Here is a 20,826-nt window from a genome sequence, read left to right on the forward strand (position 1 = left end):
GGGGCTCGCCATCAGATCTCCTTGACGTACTCGAACGGCTCGCGGCAGGCGCGGCACCGCCACAGGGCTTTGCAGGAGGTCGCGGCGAAGTGCGAGGTCTCCTCGGTGTCCGCCGAGCCGCAGCGGGGGCAGGGCACCGTGCGGCGGGTCGGCGACAGCGTGAGCTTGATCGGGCCCCGGGGGGCCGCGCCGGGCGGGGCGATGCCGTGCTCGGCGAGGCTGCGGCGGCCCTCGGGGGTGATCCAGTCGGTGGTCCACGGCGGGTCGAGGACCGTACGGATCTCCACGCGCGCGAAGCCCGCCTCCCGCAGCCGCGCCGCCACTTCGGCGCGCATCTCGGCCATCGCGGGGCAGCCGGAGTACGTGGGCGTGAGGCTCGCGACGACGCCGCCGTCCGCGTCGATCTCGACCCCGCGCAGCACCCCGAGATCGGCGAGGGTGAGCATGGGCATCTCGGGGTCCGGGACCTGCGCGGCAATGTTCCAGGCGCGCCGTGAGTCGATCAGGGTGGTCACCATGTCGCCTCCGGGTGGGCGCGAGCCACGCTCTGGAGTTCGGCCAGCAGCGGGGCGAGTTCGTCGGTGTGGTCGCCGTCGCGGCCGTGGCCGGGGATCGGTGCCACCTCGGGCCACCCGAGCCCGGCCGCGTCGGTGACCTGGCGGAGCACGGCCAGGACCTCGGTCCTCAACTCACCGTCCCCTGCGAAGAGTTCGTCCACGTAGGGCGCGACGGCGGTCAGCGCGTCCCGCATCCGGCGCTGCGATTCCTCGGTGCCGTCGCCCAGTCGGACGGCCCACTCCGCCGCGTACTGGCGGTGGTACGCCAGCTCCTTGACGCCCTTGGCGGCGATCGCGGCCAGCACCGGGTCCGAGGTCGTCCCCGCGAGTCGCTCGAAGAGAGCGAGCCGCCACGAGGACAGCACCAGCAGCCGGGTGATGGAGAACGCGAAGTCTCCGTTGGGGAGTTCGGCCAGCCGTACGTTGCGGAAGGCGTCGGCGTCGCGGAAGTAGGCGTACGCGTCCTCGTCGCGGCCCGTGCCGTCGACCTGGCCGGCGCGGGCGTAGAGCAGGCGGGTCTGGCCGAGGAGGTCGAGGCCGATGTTGGCCAGCGCGACCTCCTCCTCCAACTCCGGTGCGGCGGTGCACCATTGGGCCAGCCGCTGCGCGCTCACGAGGGCGTCATCGCCAAGTGCCAGGCACAACGCGGCCAGTTGAGCGGAGTCCGTGCCCTCCGGCACGGTCTGGTCGACGCCGTGCAGCGGGTCCTCGAAGCCGGTGCCGAACGCCCAGCGGGCGTCGCTGTCGTCGTGCCCCTCGGCCAGGGACAGATAGACGTGGTCGTCACTCATTCCCTGCTCCTAGATGTGGGGGACGTCTTCGGGGATGTCGTAGAAGGTCGGGTGGCGGTAGACCTTGTCGGCGCTCGGCGCGAAGAACGGGTCCTTCTCGTCGCGGGTCGAGGCGGCGATGTGCTCGGAGCGCACGACCCAGATGGACACGCCCTCGTTGCGCCGCGTGTAGAGGTCGCGGGCGTGGGTGAGCGCCATGGCGTCGTCGGCGGCGTGCAACGAGCCGACGTGGACGTGGTTCAGGCCGCGCTTGCCGCGGACGAACACCTCGTACAGGGGCCAGTCCTGCGTCATGCCGCCGCTCCTTCGGTTTTCTGTGTGCGGGCGGTTGCCTGCGTACGGGCGGCCTGCTTGGCCGCGTGGGCGGTGGCCGCCTCCCGGACCCAGGCGCCCTCCTCGTGGGCGGCCCGGCGGCGGGAGACCCGCTCGGCGTTGCGCGGTCCGTCGCCGCTGATCACGCGCTGCAACTCGGACCAGTCCGGGGTGCCGAAGTCGTGGTGACCGCGCTCCTCGTTCCAGCTCAACTCCGGGTCGGGCAGGGTGACTCCGAGCTTCTCCGCCTGCGGAACCGTCATGTCGACGAAGCGCTGACGCAGTTCGTCGTTGCTGTGCCGCTTGATCTTCCAGGCCATGGAACGCGCCGAGTTGGGCGAGTCGTCGTCGGGCGGCCCGAACATCATCAGCGACGGCCACCACCAACGGTCCACCGCGTCCTGCACCATGGCCCGCTGAGCCTCGGTGCCGCGCATCATCGTGAGCAGCAACTCGTAGCCCTGACGCTGGTGGAAGGACTCCTCCTTGCACACCCGCACCATGGCCCGCGCGTACGGCCCGTACGAACAGCGGCACAGCGGCACCTGGTTGCAGATCGCCGCGCCGTCCACGAACCAGCCGATCACGCCGACGTCGGCGAAGGTCGGCGTCGGGTAGTTGAAGATCGACGAGTACTTCTGCCGGCCCTCGATCAGCGCCTCGGTCAGCTCCGCGCGGTCCGCGCCCAGGGTCTCGGCGGCCGAGTACAGATACAGTCCGTGTCCGGCCTCGTCCTGCACCTTCGCGAAGAGGATCGCCTTGCGGCGCAGGGAGGGCGCGCGGGTGATCCAGTCGCCCTCCGGCTGCATCCCGATGATCTCGGAGTGCGCGTGCTGCGCGATCTGCCGGATCAGGGTCTTGCGATAGCCGTCGGGCATCCAGTCGCGGGGCTCGATCCGCTGGTCCTTCGCGATCGTGGCATCGAACTGCTCCGCGAGCCGCGCTTCGTCCCAGCCGGCGGCTGACGCCTCCGTGCCTGTGCTGGTCATCGACACACCAACTTCCCTACCGACCATTCGTTCGGTACCTAGTCTGATGGGTTTCCCCCGGCGAGGCAAGACCTCCCGGGTGAATGGCTGGTCACCAGCCCTCTCACCGGCCCTCGAACGACGGCTCGGCCCGCGCCAGAAACGCCTCTACGGCCGCCCGATGGTCCCGAGTCGCCCCCAGCCGCTCCTGCGCCGCCGCCTCCCGCTCCAGCACGGTGGCAAGGCTCGCGCCGGGCGCGTCCCGCAGCAGCGCCTTGACCTCCGCGTAGGCGGCGGTGGGCCCGGCGGCCAGCCGCGCGGCCAGGGCAAGCCCCTCCGCAGCGGCTTCGCCGTCGGGCACGACCCGGTGCACCAGCCCCCACCGCAGCGCCTCCTCCGCCCCGAACCGATCCCCGAGCAGCATCAGCCCGGCGGCCCGCGACGGACCCACCGCCCGCGCCAGCGAGCCGCTCAGCCCGCTGTCGGCGGCCAGCCCGATCCCGGTGAACGCGGTCGCGAACCGCGCTCCCTCGGCCGCGACCCGCACATCCGCGCAGAGCGCAAGACCGAGCCCGGCCCCGACACACGCGCCTTCGACGGCCACGACCACCGGCTGCGTCAGCGCGTGCAGCGCCTCCACGAGGGGGTTGTACTCGTCCCGTACGCAGGCGAAGGCGGACTCGGGTTCGGTCTCCAGCGCGCGGCCGTGCTCCTTGAGGTCCTGGCCCACGCAGAAGTGCTTGCCCTGCGCGGTGAGCAACACGGCACGGACCGCCGTCCCATCGCTGCCCACCTGGCGTACGGCAGCCAACAGCCCACCCCGCAGGCCGACATCGAGCGCGGGCCCGCGCAACTCGATGGTGGCGACACCGGCGTCCAGGCGATAACCGACGCCGTCCGGGGATGCGCTCACTTCCACTCGTAGAACCCCTGTCCCGTCTTTCGGCCCAGCTCACCGCGTGCGACCTTGTCGCGCAACAGCTGGGGCGGGGCGAAGCGCTCGCCGAGGGTGGCGTGCAGGTATTCGGCGATGGCCAGGCGTACGTCGAGGCCGACCAGGTCGGTGAGGCGCAGCGGGCCCATGGGGTGCTTGTAGCCGAGGCTCATCGCGTCGTCGATGGCCTCCGGCTCGGCGACGCCCTCCTCGACCATCCGGATCGCCTCCAGGCCGAGCGCCAGTCCGAGGCGGCTGCTGGCGAAGCCGGGCGAGTCCTTGACGGTGACGTCCTTCTTGCCGAGGGCGTGCGTCCAGTCGAGGGCGGCGCTGACGGCCGCGGGTTCGGTGTGCGGGGCTACGACGATCTCGACCAGGGCGGAGGCGGGCACCGGGTTGAAGAAGTGCATGCCGAGGAAGCGGCCGGGGCGGGTGAGTGCGGCGGCGAGTTCGGTGACCGAGAGGGAGCTGGTGTTGGTGGCCAGCACGGTCGTCGCGCCCACCGCCCGTTCGGCCGCCGCGAGCACGCGGGCCTTGAGCCCGGCGTCCTCGGGGACGGCCTCGACGACGAGGTCGGCGTCGGCGGGCAGTCCCTCGACCGAGTCGGCCATGGTGACGCGGGCGAGGATCTGCTCTGCGGGTTCGCTGAGCAGCCCGCGCTCGGCGGCTCGCTTGAGGCCGGTGGCGACCCGGTCCAGCGCGGCGGCCGAGGCGGCCTCGCCACTCTCCACGACGGTCACGGACGAACCGGCCGCCGCGAAGGACTGCGCGATACCGGCGCCCATCCGGCCGCCGCCGATCACACCGACAACTACCGGTGCGGAGTGGGGTGTTGGGCTCATGCTCGGCTGCTCCTCTTCTCCAAGAACCGTGTCATGCGGTCCCGCTTGTCCTGCCCCTCGAAGAGCACGGCCTGCGCGAGGTCGTCGGCGATCGGGTGCGCGCCGGGTGAGTCGACGACGAGCTTCGTGAGCCTCAGGGCCGTGGCCGACGAGCGGGCCATGCGGTCGAGCAGCGCGTGCGCCTCGTCCAGCAGCTTCTCCGCCGGTACGACGTCGATGACCAGCCCGGCGGCCAGGGCGGCGGGCGCGTCGAGATTCCGTCCGGCGAGCAGCACCTGCTTGGCGACGGACTCGCCGACCAACTCGGGCAGCCGCCAGCAGGCACCGGCCGCGGCGAGGATGCCGAGGCCGGGCTCCGGGTTGCCGAAGACGGCGTCCGGTCCGGCGATACGCAGGTCGCAGGCGTACGACAGTTCCGCGCCGCCGCCGAGCGCCCAACCGTCCACCGCGGCGAGGGTCGGCATCGGCAGCCGGCGTACGCGCTCGAAGAGGCGGCTGTTGATGCCCTGGAGCGCCTCGTCCCGCCCGCGTGCCAGCAGCTCCGCGATGTCGGCACCGCCCGCGAAGACACCGCCGTGTCCGGTGAGGAGCAGCAGCTTGGGGTTCTGCTCCAACTGGTCGCAGACGGAGTGCAGTTCGCGGATCATCCGGCCGCTGATGGCGTTACGGGATTCGGGGCGGTGCAGGGTGACGACGACCCGGTCCTCGCGCTCCTCGACGAGGAGGGTCTCGTACGGGCCGGTCTCGGTGGGGGCGCTCATACCCGCTCCACGAGCATCGCGACGCCCTGCCCGACCCCGACGCACAGCGTGGCCAGCCCCCGGCTGCCGTTCTCGCGCTCCAAGCGGCCGAGCAGGGTGAGGAGGATACGGGCGCCCGAGCACCCCAGAGGATGGCCGAGGGCGATCGCCCCGCCGTCCGCGTTGACCTTCTCCTCGTCCAGCTTCAGCCGGCGCGTGACCGCGAGGGCCTGCGCGGCGAAGGCCTCGTTGAGTTCTACGGCGTCCAGGTCACCGGTCTCCCAACCGGCGCGGTCGAGGGCCTTCTCGGTGGCGGGGACCGGGCCTAGGCCCATGATGTGCGGCTGCACGCCGGCCGAGGCCGCGGTGACGATCCGGGCCCTCGGGGTGAGCCCGTGGCGTCGGACGGCCGCGCCGCTCGCGACCACCAGGGCGGCGGCGCCGTCGGACAGCGGCGAGGAGGAACCGGCGGTCACGATGCCGCCCTCACGGAAGATGGTGCGCAGGGAGCCGAGCTTCTCCAGCGTGGTGCCGGGACGCGGGCCCTCGTCGCGGGTCACCTCGCCGTCCTTCACCGGGACCGGCACGATCTCCTGGTCGAAGTGACCCAACTCCTGGGCGGCGACGGCCCGTTGATGGCTGCGCAGCGCGAACGCGTCGGACTCGGCGCGGGTGATGCCGTCGAGCGCGGCGACCTCCTCGGCGGTCTCCCCCATCGACAGGGTCTGCTGGGCGGCGAAGCGCGGATTGGTGAAGCGCCAGCCGAGCGAGGTGTCGTGCACCTCCCCCGGCTTGGCCCACGGGGTGCCGGGCTTGGCCATCACCCAGGGGGCGCGGGTCATGGACTCCACACCGCCCGCGATGACGAGGTCGGCCTCTCCGGCGCGGATCGCCTGGGCGGCGGAGGCCACGGCGGTCAGGCCGGAGGCGCAGAGCCGGTTGACCGTGTAGCCGGGCACGGTGTGCGGCAGCCCGGCCAGCAGGACGGCCATCCGGGCCACGTCGCGATTGTCCTCACCGGCCTGGTTCGCGGCGCCGAGGATCACCTCGTCCACCTGCTCGGCCGGGATTCCGGCGCGCCGTACCGCCTCGCCGACCACCAGGGCCGCGAGGTCGTCGGGCCGTACGGAGGCGAGGGCACCGCCGTAGCGGCCCTGCGGGGTGCGGGCCCCGTCGATCAGATAGACCTCGTCGGAGGACAGCTCAGGCATCGGGGGTCTCCTCGGCGGGTGCGGGCCGGCGTGACTGGAGGGTCGCGAAGCGGCCGGTGACGAACGCGGGGTCGGACAGGGTGGTGCTGGCGGCCGGGTTGGCGGCGCTGCCGTGGAAGTCGCTGAACGCGGCGGACTGGTTGACGAAGACGCCGCCGGTGAGGTTCTCGGAGAGATGCACGCCCGCGTCGAGAGCGGCCAACTCGGCCGCTTCCAGCACCAGTTCGCTGGTGGAGTGGACGGCGGCGGTCAGCGCGCCGTGTGCCCGCACGGTCTCGCGCAGGATCCGCAGGCTGTGCTCGGTCGAGTCGGTGCCGATGACGAACGACACCGGCCCGAACCATTCCCGCGTGTACGTCTCCCGGTCGTCCTCTGCGTCGAGGCGGGCGATCAGCGGCGTACGGACGACGGCCTTCGGGTGCTCGGGGTGGTCGACGGCCGCCGACGCCACTACCGTACGACCGACCGTCGCGGCCTCCTCCAAACGCTCCCGCACGCCGTCGTTGACGATCGCGCCGAGGGTGCCTGCGGCGCGGGCCGGGTCGCCGAGCAGTTTGTCGAGCGCCGCGCCGAGGTCGGCGGCGAACTCGTCGGCGGTGCGCGGGCCTTGGTCGGTGGTGATGCCGTCGCGCGGGATCAGGAGGTTCTGCGGGGTGGTGCACATCTGGCCGCTGTAGAGGGACAGCGAGAAGGCGAGGTTGCCGAGCAGACCGCGGTAGTCGTCGGTGGAGTCGAGGACGACGGTGTTGAGGCCGGCCTTCTCCGTGTACACGAGGGCCTGGCGGGCGTTGGTCTCCAGCCAGTCGCCGAATTCCGTGGAGCCGGTGAAGTCGACGATCCGGACGTCGCGGTGCAGCGCGAGGACGGCGGCGCTACGGCCACCGGACTCCTCGGCGGCGAGGATCACGAGGTTCGGGTCGAAGCCCGCCTCGGCCAGTACCTCGCGGGCGATCCGTACGGTGATCGCGAGCGGGAGGACGGCGCCCGGGTGCGGCTTGACCACGACCGGGTTGCCGGTGACCAGGCTGGCGAACAGGCCCGGGTAGCCGTTCCAGGTCGGGAAGGTGTTGCAGGCGATCAGCAGCGACACCCCGCGGCCGACCGGGGTGAACTTCTTGTCCAGGACCTGCGGGCCGCCCTTGCGCTGCGGCTTGCTCCAGCGGGCCGTGCCCGGGTGCCGCTTCTGCTCGGCCCAGGCGTACGCGACGGCCTCCAGACCGCGGTCCTGCGCGTGCGGGCCGCCCGCCTGGAACGCCATGACGAAGGCCTGCCCGGTGGTGTGCTGCACGGCGTGCGCGATCTCGAAGCTCGCCGCGTTCAGCCGGGCCAGGATCTCGGCGGCGACACCGGCACGGGTGTCGGGGCCCGCGTCGCGCCAGATCCCGGTGGCGGCCAGGGCAGCGGCCACCGCCTCGTCCGGCGCGACGCGGGGGTAGGAGATGCCCAGCTCGAAGCCGTACGGCGAGGTCTCGGCGGCCTGGACGCTCCCGTCTCCGAGGTGCCCCGCCAGCTCGAAGGAACCGCCGAGTTGCTCCTCGAAAGCGGCTTCGCCGGTCTTCGCCGCGTCCTCGCCGTAGACCGACTTGCTGGGTGATTCCGGATACGGCGTCCAGTGCTCACGACTGGCGGTCGCGGCGACCGCCTGTTCCAGCAGGATGCGATGGCGCGAGAAGAAGTCGGGCAGCTCGGAGCTGGTCTGGGGCATGCGTTCCACCTCTTGACAGGCAGTGGTGTTGCTGGATTACTTGGCCGTGCCGCACGCTAACCGAATGTTCGGTCGGTCCACAAGGTGGTGGAATGATGACGCAGGCCATGAACACGGCTTCCAGTCCGACGGAGAAGATGTTCGCCGCGGACGAGGCGTCCCGGGCTCTCGGTATCGAGCTCGTCGAGCACGGCGCAGGGACCGCCGTGCTGCGTATGACCGTGACCCCGGCCATGGTCAACGGACACAAGACCGCCCACGGCGGCTATCTGTTCCTGTTCGCGGACTCCGCCTTCGCCTGTGCCTGCAACAGCCACGGCCCGGTGACCGTGGCCGCCGCGGCCGACATCGACTTCGTCGCCCCGGCGCACGAGGGCGACGTCCTGGTGGCGACCGCGACGGAGCGCACCCGGTTCGGCCGCAGCGGCATCTACGACGTGAGCGTGACGCGCGGCGACCAGGTGATCGCGGAGTTCCGCGGCCGCAGCCGCATGATCAACAGCGCGAAGACGAAGGAGTCTCCATGAGCAGCGACCTGACAGCCCCTGCGGCCTCACCGGTTTCGGCACCCGTGAGTCCGCGCCTGGGGGAACCACTCCCCGATGGGTTGCTGGACGCCGCCGAACGTCTGAGCCGCGAGGAGCTGCGCGAGCACCAACTCGGCCTGCTCCAGGCCACGTTGAGGCATGCCTACGACAACGTGGAGCTGTACCGCAGGAAGTTCGACGAGGCCGGCGTCAAACCGGATGACTGCCGCACCCTCGATGACCTGGCCCGGTTCCCGTTCACCACCAAGGCCGACCTGCGGGACACGTACCCCTTCGGCATGTTCGCCGTCCCCATGGACCAGGTCCGCCGCGTCCACGCCTCCAGCGGCACCACCGGCCGCCCCACGGTCGTCGGCTACACGGAGAACGACCTCTCCATGTGGGCCGACGTCGTCGCCCGCTCCATCCGCGCGGCCGGCGGCCGCCCCGGTCACAAGATCCATGTGTCGTACGGCTACGGGCTGTTCACCGGCGGTCTGGGCGCCCACTACGGCGCCGAGCGCGCGGGCTGCACGGTGATCCCCGCGTCCGGGGGCATGACCGCCCGCCAGGTGCAGATCATCCAGGACTTCAAGCCCGAGATCATCATGGTGACCCCGTCCTACATGCTCACCCTCCTCGACGAGTTCGAGCGCCAGGGCGTCGACCCGCGCACCAGCTCCCTCAAGGTGGGCATCTTCGGTGCCGAGCCGTGGACGGAGGAGATGCGCCGCGAGATCGAGGAGCGCATGGACATCCACGCGGTCGACATCTACGGCCTGTCGGAGGTGATCGGCCCGGGTGTCGCCCAGGAGTGTGTGGAGACCAAGGACGGGCTGCACGTGTGGGAGGACCACTTCTACCCGGAGATCGTCGACCCGATCACCGACGAGGTGCTGCCCGACGGCGACAGCGGCGAACTGACCTTCACCTCCCTCACGAAGGAGGCGCTGCCGATCATCCGGTACCGCACCCGTGACCTGACCCGGCTGCTGCCCGGCACGGCCCGCCCGGCCTTCCGCCGGATCGAGAAGATCACCGGCCGCTGCGACGACATGATCATCCTGCGCGGGGTGAACGTCTTCCCCAGCCAGATCGAGGAGATCCTGCTCCGCACCCCGGCCGTCGCCCCGCACTTCACGATCCAGCTCAGCCGGCGCGGCCGCATGGACCACATGACGGTCCGGGCCGAGGCCCGCCCCGGCACCGGTCCCGAGCAGCGGGCCGCCGCGGCGGCGGCGATCGGCAAGGGCGTCAAGGACGGCGTGGGCGTGACCGTGGACGTCGAGATCGTCGATCCGGAGACCCTGGAGCGCTCGGTGGGCAAGATCCGCCGGGTCAGGGATCTGCGGGACCAGTGACCTCCGAGGCCGTTTTGCCCGGTCCGGTCGTCGGCCGGGTCACAATGGCCCAGTGACCAGGACACCTGTGCAGAGCCCGGCCGGCCGCCACGGCCGTCCCGCCTACGACCGCGACTCGCTGCTGGAGGTCGCCGTCGTGGTCTTCAACGAACGCGGCTACGACGGCACCGGCATGGAGGAACTGGCCAGGCGCCTGGGCCTCAGCAAGTCGAGCATCTACCACCATGTGTCCGGCAAGGAGGAACTCCTCGAACTCGCGGTCAACCGCGCCCTGGACGCCCTCTTCGCCGTACTCGACGAGGAGGAGGCCGGGGACCAGCAGGGCAGGACCTCCGGCACGACCGCGACGGCCGGGATGAAGCGCGTCATCCACCGCAGCGTCGAGGTGCTCGCCGCCGAACTGCCCTACGTCACCCTGCTGTTGCGGCTGCACGGCAACAGCGAGGTGGAGCAGCGGGCGCTGGCCCGACGCCGTGAATTCGACCACCGGGTGGCCGAGTTGATGGCCCGGGCGGCGGCCGAGGGCGGCATACGGGCGGACATCGACCCGCATCTCGCCAGCCGGCTGCTGTTCGGCACCGTCAACTCCCTCGTGGAGTGGTACCGCCCCGACCGCGACCTGACCGTGCAGACACTGGCCGACGCCCTGACGACCATCCTCTTCGACGGCCTGCACGGACGCCCGACGAGCTGACGGGAGACGAAGGCCCCAACTCCCCTCCCCCGCAAGCCGGATGCCCGGCCCGAGTACGATGATCGAGAGCTCGCCCCGCCTCTCCTCACCCGCCCTTCTCACCCGCCGCGATGGAGTTGCCATGACGTCCGACCCCCAGCCGTCACCGCAGATCGATACCGGCAAGGCACATCCCGCGCGGGTCTACGACTGGCTGCTCGGCGGCAAGGACAACTACCCGGTCGACGAGGCCGTGGGCGAGAAGCTGCCGCCCGAGGCGAAGGACGCGGCGCGGCAGAACCGGGAGTTCATGCACCGCGCGGCGACCTGGCTCGCGGGCCAGGGCATCGACCAGTTCCTGGACATCGGCACGGGCATCCCCACCGAGCCCAACCTGCACCAGATCGTCCAGCGGACCGTGCCGACGGCGAAGGTCGTCTACACCGACTACGACCCGATCGTCCTGCGTCACGCCGAGGCGCTGCTGATCAGCCACCCCGACGGGGTCACCGACTACATCCAGGCCGACGTGCGCGAGCCCGAGCTCATCGTCGAACACGCCCGCCACGTCCTGGACTTCAGCCGCCCGATCGCCCTGTCGCTGATCGCGCTGATGCACTTCATCCCGGACGAGCAGGACGCCCACGGCATCGTGCGCAACCTCGTCGCCACCCTGCCCTCCGGCAGCTACCTGGTCCTGTCGCACGCCGCGTCCGACCTCTACCCCGAACTCGCCGCGCAGGTCACCGCCGAGTACGCCAAGGGCGGCATCAAGCTCGGCTTCCGCACCCGCACGGAGGTCGCGCGCTTCTTCGACGGCCTCGACCTGGTGGCACCCGGCCTGGTGACGGCGACGGAGTGGAACCCTCCGACGCCGGAGGAGGCGCCGGAGGGCAGCGGGATCTACTCGGCGGTGGCCCGGATCCCCTGAGTGCGGCGAGTCTCCGGGCAACGCTCTTGTATTTACGGCGAGTTGACCAAGAGGGCAGGTCGACGGCCGCGTGCTGTCACTGCGCGGTGTTGGTCTGCCAGAAGACCTGGCTGTCGGTCGCGATGACCATGTTGCCGTCCTCCAGCACCTTGAGCGAGGCGTCGGTGGCGCCCTGCGTGTTGCTGCTCCACAGGGCCTGGTGCTGGGCGTTGTAGACGACGAGGTTGCCGTCCGCCTGGAACACGGCCGTGTTCCCCTCGCCCTGGGTCTGGCTCGCCCAGTGCGCCGTTCCTGCGGCGTCGTAGAGCACCAGGTTGCCGTCCGGCTGCATGATCAGCTTCGAGCGCACGGTCTGTATGGCCTTCCCCACCTCGAACGTGAAGGGGGACTTCACCACCACGGCGTCGGGCAGGCCGCCGGTGGCCGAGGCGGACGGAGAAGGAGAGGGGGACGTCGTCGCCGCGCTCGCGGACGGGGAGGCCGACACCTGGGCGGCACGGTCGGCCCCGGCGGACGGTGTGACGTGCGGGGAGGCCGTGCCCTTGTCCTGGTCGTCGAAGGCGTGGGACAGGAGCAGCCCGGAGGCGGCGACGACGACCAGCGCGGCCGCGCCGAGGACGATCCACAGTCTGCGGCGACCGCTCTCGCCCCGGGTGCCGCCGCCGTCCGCTTGCGGAGTCGGACCGGTTCCCGCCGGATAGGGGCCGTATCCGTCTGCCGGGTGAAGCCGGGTGGGGGTGGGGTGGCCCGGGTTCGGTGCGAGGAGGGTGGCTGCGTGGGTTTCCCGGGTGCCGTCCAGGATCGCCGTCGCCTGCGGGGCCAGGGCCGTCGGCGCCTCCGAGGCACCGGCCTGCCCGCCGTCTCCGTTGTCGGCGACGGTCGCGGCCCGCTGCCGATCCGTCAACGAGCCCACGGCGAGCGCCCGTTGGTAGGCGGGGTGGTGCACCAGATCGGCCTCGGCCCGGCAGAGTTCGATGATGCGCTGCGGGGTGGGACGCAGGGCGGGATCGCTCTGCGCGCAGGCCGCGATCAGCTCGGCAACTCCAGGGTCGACACCCCGCAGGTCGATCTCGCCGTGCACGGAACGGTAGGACACGGCGGCGAACGGCCCGTCCCCGTAGGGCGGACGGCCGGTGACGGCGAACGCCAGCGTGGCGCCGAGGGCGAACACGTCCGCGCCCGGGCCGGTCTCGCCGCCGGTGATCGTCTCCGGGGCGATGAAACCGGGGCTGCCCATCGCACCTCCGGCCTGTGTCAGGTTGGACGTGCCGGTGGTCCTGGCGATGCCGAAGTCGATCAGCTGCGGACCGGTGGCGGAGAGAATGACGTTGTGCGGCTTGAGGTCCCGGTGCCACACGCCCCGGACGTGGATGGCGTCCAGCCCCTCGGCCAGGGCGGCCAGCATGACCCGGGCCAGGTCGGCGGGGAGCGGTCCGTTGGTCGCGACGGCGGCGTGCAGCGTGGGCCCCGGCACATACTCGGTGGCCAGCCAGTACGGCGGTGTGTCCAGCTCCGCGTCGATGAGCGACGCCGTGTACGCGCTGCGGACCGTACCCAGGGTCTCCACCTCGCGGCGGAACCGGCTCAGGGCGTGTTCGTCATGGCGGAGGTGGTCGTTGATCACCTTCACGGCGGCGGGACGGCCACCCGGCGAACGCGCGAGGTACACCCTCCCCATGCCGCCTTCGCCGAGTCTGCCGACCAGCCGGTAGCGACCTATGTGAGACGGGTCGGAGCCATCGAGCGCAAGCACGGGACATGTCCTCCTTGGGGTGGAACCGACAGTCACCGGATCCACCGTGAGGTCAACTCGGCTGGGCTCCAACCCCGTTGCCCTGCGGGGGTGCGACACCAGTCCTCGGACGACGCGTCCGGACCGGACCCCGACATAGTAGAGGGAACGGACCCCTGTGCCTCACCTGTCACAGGATTCCCAACTCGAAGTCAGCGGAGCGGGGTTGTCTCCCCGCCGCTTTCTCCGTCCCGTCCCGACATGCCCTGGATGTCCTCGTGGAGGTGCACGACCAGCCAGTCACCGTCCGGACGGGCGCGTCGCAGGACCGCGGTGTTCCGGGCCAACTCCGCCGGGGCCGCGCGGAATTCGACCCGGAGCCAGTAGCGGGCCACGGCCAAATCCCCGAAGACGTCGACGACTTGGCCGTACGCCGTGAGGCCGGTCTCGGCGGGTCCGTCGTCGGATGTGGGCCGGGCATCGCGGACGCGGTTCAACTCCGTTCTGCCGCAGATGAGTTCAGGGGTCGCCGAGTCCCAGATGGTGGCCTCGGGATCGAGGAAGGCGTCGATGCGCGCACGGTCGCCCGCGGTGTAGCCCTCGTACATGCCCGTGATCACCGTCCACACCTCGGCCAGGTCGGCGGGCGCGCCACCCGGACGGGCACCGTGGTCGGCGGCGGGACGGGCGGAAGGGGGCGGTGGAGCGGGCATGGCGGGTCCTTTGACGAAGTGGTGAGGTGAAGCGGGCGTGGTCGGATCAGGGGAGGACGACCAGGTCCCTGGGTGTGCGGTTGAGGCGCTCGCCGCCCGCCTCCGTGCAGATCACGATGTCCTCGATCCGCGCTCCGTACCGGCCGGGCAGGTAGATGCCGGGCTCGACGGAGAAGGCCATGCCCGGTGCGAGCGGGAGCGGGTTGCCGGTCACGATGTAGGGCTCCTCGTGACTCTCCAGGCCGATGCCGTGTCCGGTGCGGTGGATGAAGTGCGGGCCGTATCCGGCGTCGGCGATGATGTCCCGTCCCACGGCATCGAGTTGACCGGCGGTGATGCCCGGCCGTACGGCGTCGGTCTGGGCGCGTTGGGCGGTCAGCAGTACGTCGTGGAGGCGGCGGAACTCGGCGGGCGGCTCGCCCACCGCGTACACGCGGGTGGAGTCGGAGCAGTAGCCGTCCAGGGCCGTACCGCCGATGTCGACCACCACGGGGTCGCCGGGGAGGATCGTCCGGTCGGAGAGTTCGTGGTGCGGGCTGGCGCTGTTCGGGCCGGAGCCGACGATGACGAAGTCGACCCGGACATGCCCTTCGGCGATGATCGCGTCCGCGATGTCCCGGCCGACCTCGCGTTCGGTACGTCCGGCCCGCAGCCACTCCCCCATGCGGGCATGCACCCGGTCGATGGCCGCACCGGCCCGCCGCAGGGCCGCCGCCTCCTGCGGGGTCTTGCGCATCCGCAGCCCGTTCAGCACCTCCCCGGCCAACTCCTGCCGCACGTCCGGCAGTTGGTCGCGGAAGGCGATGGTCTTCTCCGCCCACATGCGGTTGTCGACACCGACGCGGGCGGTACGGGCGGGCAGCCGGGCCGCGACGAGGGCGTAGGGGTCCTCGGTCTCGTCCCACCCGGTGATCTCGATGCCCAGGTCACCGGCCGGGGACGCCTTGGCGGCGAGTTCCTCCAGAGCTGGTACGAGGAGAAAGGGGTCACCGTCGGCGGGCAGCACCAGGCAGGTCAGCCGCTCCAACGGCTTGGCGTCGTAGCCGGTCAGATACCGCAGGTCGGCACCGGGCGAGATCAGCAGGGCGTCCAGACCGGCCCGGGCCGTGGCCTCGCGGGCGCGGTGAAGGCGGTCGGGCGGGTACAGGTTCGCGGGCGGTTCGGCGGAGTGGTCGTCGTGGGACGGCGAGGTGGCGGGCATCGGTTCTCCGTGAGGTTCGGCGGGCGGTTCTGTGTGTGCGGGGGGGGGCGGAGTACCCCCGACACGGTGCTCCGGACACGCGAGCGGCGGACAGGGCACGGTGAGGCGCGTCCCGGAGGAGCGGCCGTCTCCCGGCGGGGCGGCTTCGGAGGGCGGCGCTGTGATCAAGCGCTGGAAGGATCAGTCGGCGCCGTGCGGCCGGTACAGGCACAGGGCGGCCCGGAACAGCACCCAGTCGGACGGCCCACCCCCGCTCACGCCGCGTACAACCGGCACGCGACACCCCCCGCGATCAACTGCGGCTCCTCCCGGTCGCAACCGTCGAACGCCTGAGGGCAGCGGGGATGGAACCGGCAGCCGCTCGGCGGTGCGGCGGGGTCGGGTACGTCGCCGGGGAGTTCGGCCGGCAGCACGCCCGCACCGTCGGGCTTCGGTACGGCGGCCAGCAGGGCCCGGGTGTAGGGGTGGCGCGGGTCGGCCCAGACCTCGGCGGTGGGGCCGGTCTCCACGATCCGGCCGAGGTACATCACGGCGATCCGGTCCGCGATCAGCCGTACGACGGACAGGTCGTGGCTGATGAACAGCAGCCCGGCGCCCGACTCGACGGCCAACGACCGCATCAGCGTGGCGACTTGGAGCTGAGCGGAGGCATCGAGCGCGGAGATCGGTTCGTCGCCGACGAGCAGCCGGGGGCGGGCGGCCAGTGCGCGGGCGATGGCGATGCGCTGGCGTTGGCCGCCGGAGAACTCCTGGGGGTAGCGATCGGCGGCGCTCGCCGTCAGGCCGACCCGGGTCAACAGGTCCTCCGGCGTGGTGAGTTCGGCCGCCGACTCGCCTCGCCCCGCCGCCGTACGAATGCCGTCGGCGATCTGCGAGCCCACCCGGCGCCGGGGGTTGAGGGAGCCGTACGGGTCCTGGAAGACCATCTGGACGCCGGTCAGGGCCAGTTCACGGCGGCGCACCCGCAACGGGCGTACGGGGGTGCCGTCGTAGACGATCCGGCCCTCCGCCGACGGGACGAGGCCGCAGACCGCGCGCGCCAGCGTGGACTTGCCGCAGCCCGACTCCCCTACCAGGCCCACGACTTCGCCGGCCCGCACCTGGAGGCTGACCCCGGCGACGGCGCGGGTGGGCGGTGCGCCCGGCCGGTGGTACTGGACCACGAGGTCGTCGACCGAGAGGAGAGGGGCCGTCGGGTCGGGGGTCATACGGTGCTCCTTCCGGGGAGCGCGTCCAGGAGCTGACGGGTGTACTCGTGCTGCGGCTCGGTGAGAACCCGGCCCCGCGGACCCGTCTCGACGACCAGGCCGTGGCGCATCACGCTCACCTCGTCGGCGATCGCGGACATCACGCCCAGGTCGTGGGTGACCAGCAGGACGGCGAGGCCGAGGTCGTCGCAGAGGCCGCGCAGCAGTCTCAACACGCCTGCCTGCACGGTCACATCGAGCGCGGTGGTCGGTTCGTCGGCGATCAGGACCTTCGGTTCGCAGGCCAGCGCGATCGCGATCGCGATCCGCTGACGCATACCGCCGGAGAACTGGTGCGGGTAACGGCCCAGCGCCTCACGGGGGTTGGGGATACGGACCTGTGTCAGCAGATCGGCGGCCCGTTCCTTCGCGGCCTTGCGGTTCAGCTTCAGGTGGTGGCGCAGGTGGTCGGTGAGCTGGTGGCCGATGCTGAGCATGGGGTGCAGGCTGGTGGACGGATCCTGGAACACCATGCTCACCGACTGCCCACGCAGCGCGGCCAGTTGGCGGACCGGCAAGGTCAGCAGGTCGGCGCCCTCGAACTCGATCCGGCCGCCGGTCCGCGCGCCCGGCGGCAGCAGCCCGAGCACGGCGAGACCGGTCATGGTCTTGCCCGAACCGCTCTCCCCCGCGAGCCCGTGGATACGCCCGGGTCGAAGCGCGAGATCGACGCCGCCGAGGATACGGGCGCCGCCCAGGTCGAGGGTGAGGCCGCTGATCCTCAGTACGTCCGCGCTGTCGCCGGCGGTCATGCCACACGCTCCTTCTCCGCGCCGATCGTGCGGGCCGTGCCCGGGTCGAGGGCGTCCCGGAGTGTGTCGCCGAGGAAGTTGAAGGCGAGGACGACGGTGAGGATCGCCAGACCCGGGAAGACCCCGATCCACCACTTGTCGAACTGCTGCGTGCCGTCCGCCACCATCGCGCCCCACTCGGCCGTGGGCGGTTTCGCGCCGAGCCCGAGGAAGGACAGCCCGGACAGCAGCAGCGTCGCGGTGCCGATGTCGAGGGTGGCCAGGACCAGCAGCGGCCCGAGCACGTTGGGCAGGATGTCGACGCGCAGCGAACGCCAGGCGGAGAAGCCCAACAGCCGTCCGCTGAGCACGAATTCACGGTTTCGAAGGCCCATCACCAGGCCCCGGGTGACGCGTGCGTACGACGGCCAGGAGACGACCAGGACGGCCAGCACCGCGTTCTGCAGGCTGGCGCCGAGCGCGGCGGCGACCACCATCGCCAGGATGACGGTGGGGAAGGCGAACACCAGGTCCGCGATCCGCATCACGGTCTCGTCCACCCACCGCCCGAAGAACCCGGCGCAGGCCCCGAGCACCCCGCCGACCAGCAGCGACATGGCCACCAGCAGCAGCGCGAGCGGGATGGAGACCCGGGCGCCGTACAGCACGCGGCTCAGCACGTCCCGGCCCAGCTCGTCCGTGCCGAACCAGTGTCCGGAGCCTGGGGCGGCCAGCCGGGGCAGGTTCTGCGCGAGGGGGTCGTGCGGGGCGAGCAGCGGGGCGGCGACCACGATCAGCAGCCAGAACACCGCGACCAGGCCGCCCGTCACCGCGAGCGGGCGACGCCAGGCCGGCGGCAGCCGTCGTAGGAGACCGCGTTTCACCGCGCCCTCGGGACTCCGCTCAGGACTGCGTTTCACTGGACCCTCACCCTCGGGTCGATCACGCCGTACAGGACGTCCACGGCGAGGTTGACGGTCAGGTACACGAGGCCGACGACCAGGCCGACGCCCATCACGGCGGGGAGGTCGAGGGTGGTGGCGCTGCGGTAGGCGTAGGCGCCGAGGCCCGGCCAGGCGAAGATCGACTCGACCAGGACGGTGCCGGAGAGGAGGGCGCCGAAGGCCAGTCCGGCGACGGTGATGACGGGGACGAGGGCCGCGCGGAGGATGTACTGGAAGAGGACCGTGCGGGCGGGGAGGCCCTTGGCGCGGGCCGCCCGGACGTAGTCCTGGTTGAGGACCTCCAGTACGGCGGAGCGGGTGAAGCGGGTGAGGAGGCCGACGGTGTACGCCGTCAACACCAGTGCGGGCAGGGCGAGATGGCTCACCGCGCTCCAGAACACCGGCCACTGGCCCGCGAGTGCCGCGTCGAGCGTGTAGAGGCCTGTGACGTGTGGCGGGGCTGTCATGCCAGGGTCCAGGCGGCCGCTGCCGGGAGCCCAGCCGAGGCGGTAGAAGAAGATGTAGAAGGCGAGCAGCGCCAGCCAGAAGGTCGGTACCGAGACGCCCAACAGGCTGACCACGCGCAGGAGTTGGTCGGTCAAGCGGTCTCGGCGCAGCGCCGCCACGACGCCGAAGGCCACGCCCAGGATCAGGGAGACGACGATCGCGGCGCCTGCGAGTTCGAGGGTGGCGGGGACGGCCGTCGACAGGTCGGTGAGGACGGACTGGTGGCTCTGCTGGGACTCGCCGAGGTCGCCGTGGAGGAGGTTGCCGAGGTAGGTGACGTACTGGACCGGCAGTGGCTTGTCGAGGCCGTAGTGGTGGCGGAACTGGGCGACGATCGCCGGGTCGCCGATGGCCCGCTGACCGAGGTTCGCCGCCGCCGGGTCGCCCGGGACCAGGTTGGTGAGGATGAACGTCACCAGGGTCACGCCGAGGGCGAGCAGGACCGCGGTGGCGGTACGGCGGAGGAGGAAACGGGCGAGGGGGTGGCGGGCGAGGAGACGACGGCGGCCGGGGAGGGGACGGCCGCCGCTCTCAACTCCCGTGCTCTTCCCGCCCGTTGCCCTACTTGGCGCCCAGCGCGGCGACATCGATCGTCCATACGGGGTTGTAGGCGACGCCGGTCACGGACGCGGCGGAGACGGTGTTGCGGCTCGGCTGCATCAGCGGGATGAAGGGGCCGGAGGCGTTCATGCGGGTCTGGATCTGCTCGTACAGGGTCTTGCGGGTGTCGTCGCCGATCGTCGTCGCCGCCTTGTCGCCGAGCGCGGTGAGGGTGGGGTCGGCGCCGGCCTTCCAGCCCGCGCGGAGACCGACGAGGTCGCCGGGGAGGAAGGTCAGGTAGTCGCTGGGGTCCGGGTAGTCAGGGCCCCAGTACCAGAGGCCCAACTGCTCTTTGCCGTTGCGGTAGTTGTCGAGTTCCGTCGTGGTCGGCGCGGGGGCGAGCGTGACCGTGATGCCGACCTCCTTCAGCTGGGCCTGGACCCGTTCGGCGAGGGTCTGGAGGGACAGTCCGTCGACGGTCAGGTCGCTCGCGTAGCCGAGGGTCACGGAGGGCTTGGCGATGCCGCTCGCCTTGAGCGCCGCCTTCGCGCCTGCGAGGTCCCGTCCGGCGGCCTCGGAGGCGGGCAGTGCGCCGAGGAAGGTCGACGGGATGATCCCGGCGGGCTGGACGGAGCCGCTGCCGGCCAGCGCGAGCAGGCTCTTGTAGTCGATGCCCTTGCGCACCGCCTCGGCGAACTTGGCGTTGGCCGTCGTAGTGCTGACCTTGGTGTCCCGGTTGAGCAGCAGGAAGATCACGTCCGAGGAGGCGCCGCTGTCCACCTTGAGTCCGCCGCCGAGCCCGCTGACCTGGTCGGAGGTGAGGTCGAGGGCGATCTGGCTGTCGCCGCGCTGGACGTTCAGCTTCTGGGTGGGGGCCTGGACGTTGCGCAGCACGATCTTGTCGTAGGTCGGCTTGTCGGAGCCGGTGTACTTGGGGTTCTTGGTCAGCACGACCTGGGTGTTCGTGTTGAACGAGGTGAGCGTGTACGGGCCGGAGCCCGCCGACGTGGTGTTGAGGTACTTCTCCGCCGCGTCGGTCGAAGTCGCCGAGCCGCCATGAGCCTGGACCGTCTTGGCGCTGAGGATGCCGAGCGCGGGGTTCGGGAGGATGAACGGCAGCGCCGGGTTCGCCTTCTTCGACACCAGGGTGACGGTGGACGCGTCCGTCTTCGTGACCGTGACGCCGTCGAGCAGGAACGACGGGTTGCCCTTGAGCGCGATCACCCGGTTCAGCGAGAAGACGACGTCGTCGGCGGTGACCGCGCTGCCGTCCGCGAACTTGGCGCCCGTCCGCAGGTGCAGGGTGAGCGTCTTGCCGTCCGCCGACTGCTCGTACGAGGACGCGAGGCCCGGCACCGGCTTGGTGACGTCGGAGCCCTTGAAGGACAGCAGCGTCTCGTACAGCGCCTTGTCCACGATCTGCCCGGTCGGCTCGAACTCACGGCCCGGGTCGGCGGTCTTCAGGTTGAACGACGTGTCGACGACCAGGGTCTTGCCGGCCGAGGAGCCGGTGGCGCCCGTACCGCCCGAGCAGGCGCTCAGGGCGAGCGCCGCGACCGCGACGAGAGGGAGTGCCACCGGGTACGACCCGGCAGTGAATCTGGGCATGCGTGCCTCCGTGAGCAGGGCGGAGCGTGGCGGAGCGGAAGAAGGCCGTGC

21 protein-coding genes are annotated in these 20,826 nt (G+C 71.5%); 4 read left to right on the forward strand and 17 right to left on the reverse strand.

Features of this window, described 5'->3' with window-relative positions:
* Positions 1-11: 11 nt before the first annotated feature.
* From paaD to paaN, 9 genes are all read right to left on the reverse strand, one after another.
* Complete coding sequence (gene paaD / locus ACIBK4_RS38285; protein ID WP_399002587.1) at positions 12-518, reverse strand: 1,2-phenylacetyl-CoA epoxidase subunit PaaD; 507 nt, start codon at positions 516-518, stop codon at positions 12-14.
* Complete coding sequence (paaC, locus tag ACIBK4_RS38290) at positions 512-1,348, reverse strand: 1,2-phenylacetyl-CoA epoxidase subunit PaaC (protein WP_399002589.1); 837 nt, start codon at positions 1,346-1,348, stop codon at positions 512-514. Before paaC ends, paaD begins: the two co-directional genes overlap by 7 nt.
* A 9-nt stretch (positions 1,349-1,357) precedes the next feature.
* Positions 1,358-1,642 carry a 1,2-phenylacetyl-CoA epoxidase subunit PaaB gene (paaB, locus tag ACIBK4_RS38295; RefSeq protein WP_033278572.1) on the reverse strand — a complete coding sequence of 95 codons (285 nt, stop codon included), beginning with the start codon at positions 1,640-1,642 and terminating at the stop codon, positions 1,358-1,360.
* The gene (gene paaA / locus ACIBK4_RS38300; RefSeq protein WP_399002591.1) at positions 1,639-2,649 is read right to left on the reverse strand and encodes a 1,2-phenylacetyl-CoA epoxidase subunit PaaA; all 1,011 of its coding nucleotides are present in this window, start codon (positions 2,647-2,649) and stop codon (positions 1,639-1,641) included. Before paaA ends, paaB begins: the two co-directional genes overlap by 4 nt.
* Before the next feature lie 103 nt (positions 2,650-2,752).
* Positions 2,753-3,541: an enoyl-CoA hydratase/isomerase family protein gene (locus tag ACIBK4_RS38305; RefSeq protein WP_399002593.1), complete on the reverse strand. Its 789-nt coding sequence runs from the start codon at positions 3,539-3,541 to the stop codon at positions 2,753-2,755.
* Complete coding sequence (locus ACIBK4_RS38310; protein WP_399002595.1) at positions 3,538-4,404, reverse strand: 3-hydroxyacyl-CoA dehydrogenase family protein; 867 nt, start codon at positions 4,402-4,404, stop codon at positions 3,538-3,540. The genes ACIBK4_RS38305 and ACIBK4_RS38310 overlap by 4 nt, the downstream gene beginning before the upstream one ends.
* A complete protein-coding gene (locus ACIBK4_RS38315) occupies positions 4,401-5,165 on the reverse strand; it encodes an enoyl-CoA hydratase/isomerase family protein (protein WP_399002597.1) in 765 nt (254 codons plus the stop codon). Before ACIBK4_RS38315 ends, ACIBK4_RS38310 begins: the two co-directional genes overlap by 4 nt.
* The gene (locus ACIBK4_RS38320; protein WP_399002599.1) at positions 5,162-6,355 is read right to left on the reverse strand and encodes a thiolase family protein; all 1,194 of its coding nucleotides are present in this window, start codon (positions 6,353-6,355) and stop codon (positions 5,162-5,164) included. Before ACIBK4_RS38320 ends, ACIBK4_RS38315 begins: the two co-directional genes overlap by 4 nt.
* Positions 6,348-8,060, reverse strand: coding sequence for a phenylacetic acid degradation protein PaaN (gene paaN, locus ACIBK4_RS38325; protein WP_399002601.1), 1,713 nt, complete (start codon positions 8,058-8,060; stop codon positions 6,348-6,350). Before paaN ends, ACIBK4_RS38320 begins: the two co-directional genes overlap by 8 nt.
* Before the next feature lie 95 nt (positions 8,061-8,155).
* Between paaN and paaI the strand changes: the two genes are divergently transcribed.
* The 4 genes from paaI to ACIBK4_RS38345 all read left to right on the forward strand — a co-directional run bounded on the left by paaI (position 8,156) and on the right by ACIBK4_RS38345 (position 11,552).
* Positions 8,156-8,587 carry a hydroxyphenylacetyl-CoA thioesterase PaaI gene (paaI, locus tag ACIBK4_RS38330; RefSeq protein ID WP_399002939.1) on the forward strand — a complete coding sequence of 144 codons (432 nt, stop codon included), beginning with the start codon at positions 8,156-8,158 and terminating at the stop codon, positions 8,585-8,587.
* Positions 8,584-9,948 carry a phenylacetate--CoA ligase PaaK gene (gene paaK / locus ACIBK4_RS38335; protein WP_399002603.1) on the forward strand — a complete coding sequence of 455 codons (1,365 nt, stop codon included), beginning with the start codon at positions 8,584-8,586 and terminating at the stop codon, positions 9,946-9,948. Before paaI ends, paaK begins: the two co-directional genes overlap by 4 nt.
* A gap of 52 nt (positions 9,949-10,000) precedes the next feature.
* Entirely contained in the window at positions 10,001-10,642 is a 642-nt protein-coding gene (locus ACIBK4_RS38340) for a TetR/AcrR family transcriptional regulator (RefSeq protein ID WP_399002605.1), read from the forward strand.
* Between the two features lie 121 nt (positions 10,643-10,763).
* Complete coding sequence (locus ACIBK4_RS38345; protein ID WP_399002607.1) at positions 10,764-11,552, forward strand: SAM-dependent methyltransferase; 789 nt, start codon at positions 10,764-10,766, stop codon at positions 11,550-11,552.
* 76 nt (positions 11,553-11,628) lie between these two features.
* Here ACIBK4_RS38345 and ACIBK4_RS38350 read toward each other — a convergent pair whose 3' ends face one another.
* From ACIBK4_RS38350 to ACIBK4_RS38385, 8 genes are all read right to left on the reverse strand, one after another.
* Positions 11,629-13,305, reverse strand: a complete 1,677-nt coding sequence (locus tag ACIBK4_RS38350) for a protein kinase (RefSeq protein ID WP_399002609.1) — start codon at positions 13,303-13,305, stop codon at positions 11,629-11,631.
* A gap of 191 nt (positions 13,306-13,496) precedes the next feature.
* Positions 13,497-13,997: a DUF4440 domain-containing protein gene (locus ACIBK4_RS38355; protein WP_399002611.1), complete on the reverse strand. Its 501-nt coding sequence runs from the start codon at positions 13,995-13,997 to the stop codon at positions 13,497-13,499.
* A gap of 46 nt (positions 13,998-14,043) precedes the next feature.
* Positions 14,044-15,198 carry a M24 family metallopeptidase gene (locus tag ACIBK4_RS38360; RefSeq protein ID WP_399002613.1) on the reverse strand — a complete coding sequence of 385 codons (1,155 nt, stop codon included), beginning with the start codon at positions 15,196-15,198 and terminating at the stop codon, positions 14,044-14,046.
* A gap of 254 nt (positions 15,199-15,452) precedes the next feature.
* On the reverse strand, positions 15,453-16,406 hold the full coding sequence (locus tag ACIBK4_RS38365) for an ABC transporter ATP-binding protein (RefSeq protein ID WP_399002615.1): 954 nt from the start codon (positions 16,404-16,406) through the stop codon (positions 15,453-15,455).
* Positions 16,403-17,197: an ABC transporter ATP-binding protein gene (locus ACIBK4_RS38370; protein WP_399002617.1), complete on the reverse strand. Its 795-nt coding sequence runs from the start codon at positions 17,195-17,197 to the stop codon at positions 16,403-16,405. The genes ACIBK4_RS38365 and ACIBK4_RS38370 overlap by 4 nt, the downstream gene beginning before the upstream one ends.
* Positions 17,194-18,096 carry an ABC transporter permease gene (locus ACIBK4_RS38375; protein WP_399002619.1) on the reverse strand — a complete coding sequence of 301 codons (903 nt, stop codon included), beginning with the start codon at positions 18,094-18,096 and terminating at the stop codon, positions 17,194-17,196. The genes ACIBK4_RS38370 and ACIBK4_RS38375 overlap by 4 nt, the downstream gene beginning before the upstream one ends.
* On the reverse strand, positions 18,093-19,214 hold the full coding sequence (locus ACIBK4_RS38380; RefSeq protein WP_399002621.1) for an ABC transporter permease: 1,122 nt from the start codon (positions 19,212-19,214) through the stop codon (positions 18,093-18,095). The genes ACIBK4_RS38375 and ACIBK4_RS38380 overlap by 4 nt, the downstream gene beginning before the upstream one ends.
* Positions 19,189-20,775 (reverse strand): ABC transporter substrate-binding protein, encoded by a 1,587-nt coding sequence (locus ACIBK4_RS38385; RefSeq protein ID WP_399002623.1) that lies wholly within the window; start codon positions 20,773-20,775, stop codon positions 19,189-19,191. Before ACIBK4_RS38385 ends, ACIBK4_RS38380 begins: the two co-directional genes overlap by 26 nt.
* Positions 20,776-20,826: the final 51 nt, after the last annotated feature.

It is taken from the genome of Streptomyces sp. NPDC050528 (assembly GCF_044457795.1).
Lineage (GTDB): Bacteria > Actinomycetota > Actinomycetes > Streptomycetales > Streptomycetaceae > Streptomyces.